The sequence below is a fragment of the Actinokineospora sp. genome (assembly GCF_050699995.1).
GTDB lineage: Bacteria > Actinomycetota > Actinomycetes > Mycobacteriales > Pseudonocardiaceae > Actinokineospora.
The window spans coordinates 1-4,208 of the sequence record NZ_JBOHGC010000489.1 but is presented as its reverse complement, the minus strand read 5'-3'; the positions used below and the strand labels follow the sequence as shown (position 1 = coordinate 4,208).

Sequence of the window (4,208 nt, the reverse complement as noted above, 5' to 3'; positions counted from 1 at the left end):
GGCCAGGTCTTCGCTACCTCCACGGCCGACCACTCGGAGGCCGTGCGGGCGTTCACTGAGCGGCGACCGGCAGTTTTTCGGGCTCGCTGACCGCGACGACGCCGGCGCGTGGCAGGAGAGCGCCCATGGACATCTCGGCGAACTCGTCTGCGATGTGTTCGCTTGGGTACGGCCCGCTTGCCTTGTACCACATGGGAATGCTGTTCAAGGCTCCGAGCACGAAGAACGCGGCGAGCTTGATGTCCAGGTCGGGGCGGAGGGTGCCTTCGTCTCTCGCCTCGGTGAGCAGGTCGCGCACGAACTGCTCGAACTCGCGAGCCAGGACCAGCATTTCGGCCTTGTTGTCGCCGGTCAGGTGCTGCTGCTGGTTGAAGTACAGGCTGACCCGCTCGATGTGATCGAGATACCACATGTACATGCGCTCGAGGAAGGCGCGAAGCCGGTCCGCCGCCTGGCCGTCGCGCTCGGCGACCTCGTGCATGATGACGCGGGCATGCTCGTGCGACTCTTGGAGGATCCTGAACAGCAGGTCCTCCTTGGACGAGATGTAGTGGTACAGGCTGCCCTTGAGCACGCCGACGATGTCGGCGACGTCCTGCAGGGACGAGGCCGAATAGCCCTTCTCATAGAACACCTTGATGGCGGCGTCCACGACTTCGCCGTCGCGATTGCGACGGTCGGTCGCGCGTTTCGTGCGCCGTGCGGGAGTCACCGTGCACCCTCCGGGTCGTCGTCGGCTTACGGATCTTAGCGCCGTGGCGGCCCGGCGACGGCCATTGCGGCCTCGACGGCGCCCCGATCATCTGATTGACCTGCGGACTTGACCCATCGTAGCGCTTTCAAACGACCGGTTGGAAGTGGGTTGTCTACCAACCGTATGGTTGCCATGGTGTGGGTCACAGCCCATAGGGCGAGTAGTCGGTACTGCTGACCCGTGCCGATGGCCAGGGCACCGTGATCGTGCCTGCTGTGAATGTGCGAAACGTCAGCCGCGATCTGCGATCCAAGCCGTTTCCCACCGCAAGACATTGAGGAGAACAGTGATGTCAGCAAGTGACCCGGCCACCGTGGTCGAGCAGTACGTGGACGCCTACAACTCCGGCGACAACGACAAACTGCTCGGCCTGTGCGACGAGAAGATCCAGGTCGTTCACCACAACCGCGAAGTCACCGTCGACGGCCGTGAGGCCTTCGGCGAGCTGCTCGGGAACTTCGCGGGCGCCTTCCCGGACAAGCATTTCGAGAGCCGTCGCGGGAAGTACGCCGATGGCGAGAACGTGCTCGTCGAGCACACCTGGGTGGCGACCGCCGCGGTGGACGTGCCGGGCTGGGCGAACGTCGGCGAAACGGTCAGGCTCGACCTGTGCACCCGCTATACCGTGCGCGACGGTCTGATCGTCGAGTACCACGACTACGGCTGATCGAAGCGGCGGTGAACTCGTGAGGTCGGCGCACGGTAGGGACACACTCGATCGGCCGTGCGCCGACCGCGCGGGGATGAACGGGTCAGCGGCCGGGGCGCAGTTCGCGGACGATCCGGCGGCAGTTGCCGACGACTTCTTCCTGGGTGAGTCCCACTCCGACCGTCTGGAACACGATCTCCGTCGCCCCGTTCGCCGCGTACCGTTCCTCCACTTCGGACAGTCGTGCGCGCACCACGTCGGGCGTGCCCGCGATCGTGAGGTCGTCGACCATCTCGTCAGGCACCAGGCGTGCCAGTCCCGACCAATCGGGGCCCGAGTCCCGGAAGCCGTCGCGGATCGCGGTGACCGCGTCCGCCCACGGGGCCTTCTCCGCGACGGTGCCGTAACTCGGTGTCGAGAAGTAGAACGACAGCGCCATTCTGGCCCGCTCCCTGGCGAGCTTCTCGTCGTCATCGAGCGAGACGATCGTCCAGCAGGCGAGTTTGCGCCGGGTTGCCCCCGCCTGTGCGGTGCCCGCGCGGACAGCGGGTGCCACGACATCCCGAAGGTAGTGCTCGGCGCCCGCCAGCGGGTGCAACGCGATGCCGTCGCACGCCCGCGCCGCGTGACGCAGCATCACGGCGTTGAGGCCCGAGCCGAAGACCTCAAGGCCCGCCAGCGCTTCAGGGGCGTGCGGATTCTCGTACTGGGGGATCTCGGCCTGGTAGAAGCGCCCGGCGAAGTGCAGGCCGTCGGTGGCTTGCCAGGCGGCCCGCATCAGCTCCACGTATTCGGCGAGGCGGGGCGCGGGACGGTCGAAGTCGTCCACTCCGTAGAAGCGGGATCGCAGTCCTCTGGTGCCCGCTCCCAGGCCGAGCATGAACCGTCCTCCGGTGACGGTGTAGGCGTCGGCCGCCAGGGCGGCCATGGCCAGGGGAGGGCGGGTGAAGGCGTAGGCGATGCCTGGCCCGATCGTGATGTTGTCGGTGGACGACGCGAGGTACTGGGCGCGGGCGATGGCATCGCGTCCGGGGTACTCGGTGGTCCAGGCGCGGTGGAAGCCGGCATCGGCCGCTTCCTGGGCGATCTCGACCAGGGGCGCCAGCACGTCGGTTGCGAAGACCACGGAGCGGGGGAGCTCTGACATGCCCTCATCCTGCCCCACCAACATCTGTCAAACAACCGGTTGGCAGGCTCTACCAAACAACCGGTTGGCATGTTACGGTCGTCGCATGTCGTCAGCCGATCTCAACCGGGTAGCTGTGGTCTCCTCCGCTCAGACCCAGCTACGAGAATCTTGGAGCGGTGTCCAGCACGTGGACCTCATCTTCGCGGCGGTCACCGACGCGCTGCGGGGGACCGGTCTCGGGATTTCCGACGTCGACGTCGTGATCGATTGCGGCAGCGACGTGCTGGACGGTAGGAGCATCTCCAACTGCGGGTTCCTCGGTGCCATGGGTGCGCACCACAAGGAGGAGTCCCGGGTGGAGGAGGACGGACTCTGGGGCGCCGCCTATGCGATGAACAAGATCGCGGCGGGCGAGGCCAAGGTCGCGCTCGTCGTGGCCTACTCCAAGCCGTCGGAGTCGGACGTCCGCGCGTACTACACCAGCATCACCGAGCCGTTCTACCAGCGCCCCGTCGGGCTCGACCAGTTCGCCGCCGCGGGCCTCATGGCCAACCAGTACCTGTCGGCGACCGGACTGGATGAGGACGTGCTGCTGGACGTCGCCGCTTATGACTGGGCGCGGGCGGCCGCCAACACCTGGGTCCAGACGCCCGAGGCCGTCGACCGTGCGGCGCTGAGCGCGGCCGAGATCGTCGCCGAGCCGTTGCGGCGGCCCCAGATCGCGCGTCCGCTCGACGGCGCGGTCGCCGTCCTCCTCGCGGAGGAGCAGGTCGCCCGGCGCGTGTGCGACCGGCCGGTGTGGCTGACCGGGGCCGGTTCGGCCATCGACGCCCACATGTTCGCCGAGCGCACGCCGGGCCGTCTCGACGCGTGCGCGGCCGCCGCCGCGACCGCCTACCGACGGGCAGGTGTCACCGACCCGACGAGCTTCGACATCGCCGAGGTCAGCGCTGACTCGGCCGCGGGCGAGCTCATGATCCTGGAGGCGCTCGGACTCGCCGAGCAGGGCAAGGCATACGCGCTCTACGCCGAGTCGTCGCCGGTCTCGATCAACCCGTCCGGTGGCGCCCTTCCCGCTGATCCGATCATGGCGACCGGCCTCGTGCGGCTCTCCGAAGCCGCCTTCCAACTGTCCGGCCGCGTTGACCGCGGAAACGCGGGAGCCCGATCGGCCGTTGTGCACGGTTCCGGCGGCCTCGCCATGCAGAACCACTGCGTCTTCACCCTGGAGGTCTGAGAACCGTGCGAAATGTTGCCATCGTCGGCGCGGGCCAAACGCACCACGCCCGTCGACGCACCGATGTCACCCAGGTCGGGCTCGCCCGTGAGGCGGCCGTCCGCGCGCTTGAAGACGCCGACCTCACCATCGACGACATCGACAGCATCGTCGTCTGCACCGGGCCGGTCCTCTTCGCCGCCGTGAACCAGCCGGAGAAGTGGCTCGCCGACGCGCTGGGCGCCCGGTTGAAGCCGGTCGTCCGGGTCACCAGCGGCGGCGGCACCGGTCTCGCGGGTGCGCTGTCCGCGCTGAACCAGATCGCGGGCGGCGCCGCAGAGCGGGTCCTCGTGGTGGCCTACGACAAGCTCTCCGAAGGAGCGCTGCAGTACTCGATCTCCACGCTGTACGACCCGTTCTGGGGCCGCGAGTTCGCCGTCGGCATCATGGGATTCTCCGC

At 67.9% G+C, this 4,208-nt stretch carries 4 protein-coding genes and 1 pseudogene; 3 read left to right on the top strand and 2 right to left on the bottom strand.

Going from position 1 to position 4,208, the window contains the following annotated elements:
* Window positions 1–52: 52 nt before the first annotated feature.
* On the bottom strand, window positions 53–712 hold the full coding sequence (locus ACRDSQ_RS24395; protein ID WP_431424303.1) for a TetR/AcrR family transcriptional regulator: 660 nt from the start codon (window positions 710–712) through the stop codon (window positions 53–55).
* A gap of 331 nt (window positions 713–1,043) precedes the next feature.
* Here ACRDSQ_RS24395 and ACRDSQ_RS24390 point away from each other — a divergent pair, with 331 nt between their 5' ends.
* The gene (locus ACRDSQ_RS24390; RefSeq protein WP_431424301.1) at window positions 1,044–1,421 is read left to right on the top strand and encodes a nuclear transport factor 2 family protein; all 378 of its coding nucleotides are present in this window, start codon (window positions 1,044–1,046) and stop codon (window positions 1,419–1,421) included.
* Between the two features lie 85 nt (window positions 1,422–1,506).
* Here the strand turns inward: ACRDSQ_RS24390 and ACRDSQ_RS24385 are convergent, their stop codons facing one another.
* Complete coding sequence (locus ACRDSQ_RS24385; protein WP_431424300.1) at window positions 1,507–2,550, bottom strand: LLM class flavin-dependent oxidoreductase; 1,044 nt, start codon at window positions 2,548–2,550, stop codon at window positions 1,507–1,509.
* Between the two features lie 85 nt (window positions 2,551–2,635).
* On the opposite strand from ACRDSQ_RS24385, the gene ACRDSQ_RS24380 reads away from it, so the two are divergent.
* Window positions 2,636–3,769 carry a thiolase C-terminal domain-containing protein gene (locus ACRDSQ_RS24380; RefSeq protein ID WP_431424298.1) on the top strand — a complete coding sequence of 378 codons (1,134 nt, stop codon included), beginning with the start codon at window positions 2,636–2,638 and terminating at the stop codon, window positions 3,767–3,769.
* A gap of 5 nt (window positions 3,770–3,774) precedes the next feature.
* Window positions 3,775–4,208: pseudogene (locus ACRDSQ_RS24375) on the top strand (thiolase domain-containing protein); the annotation flags it as partial.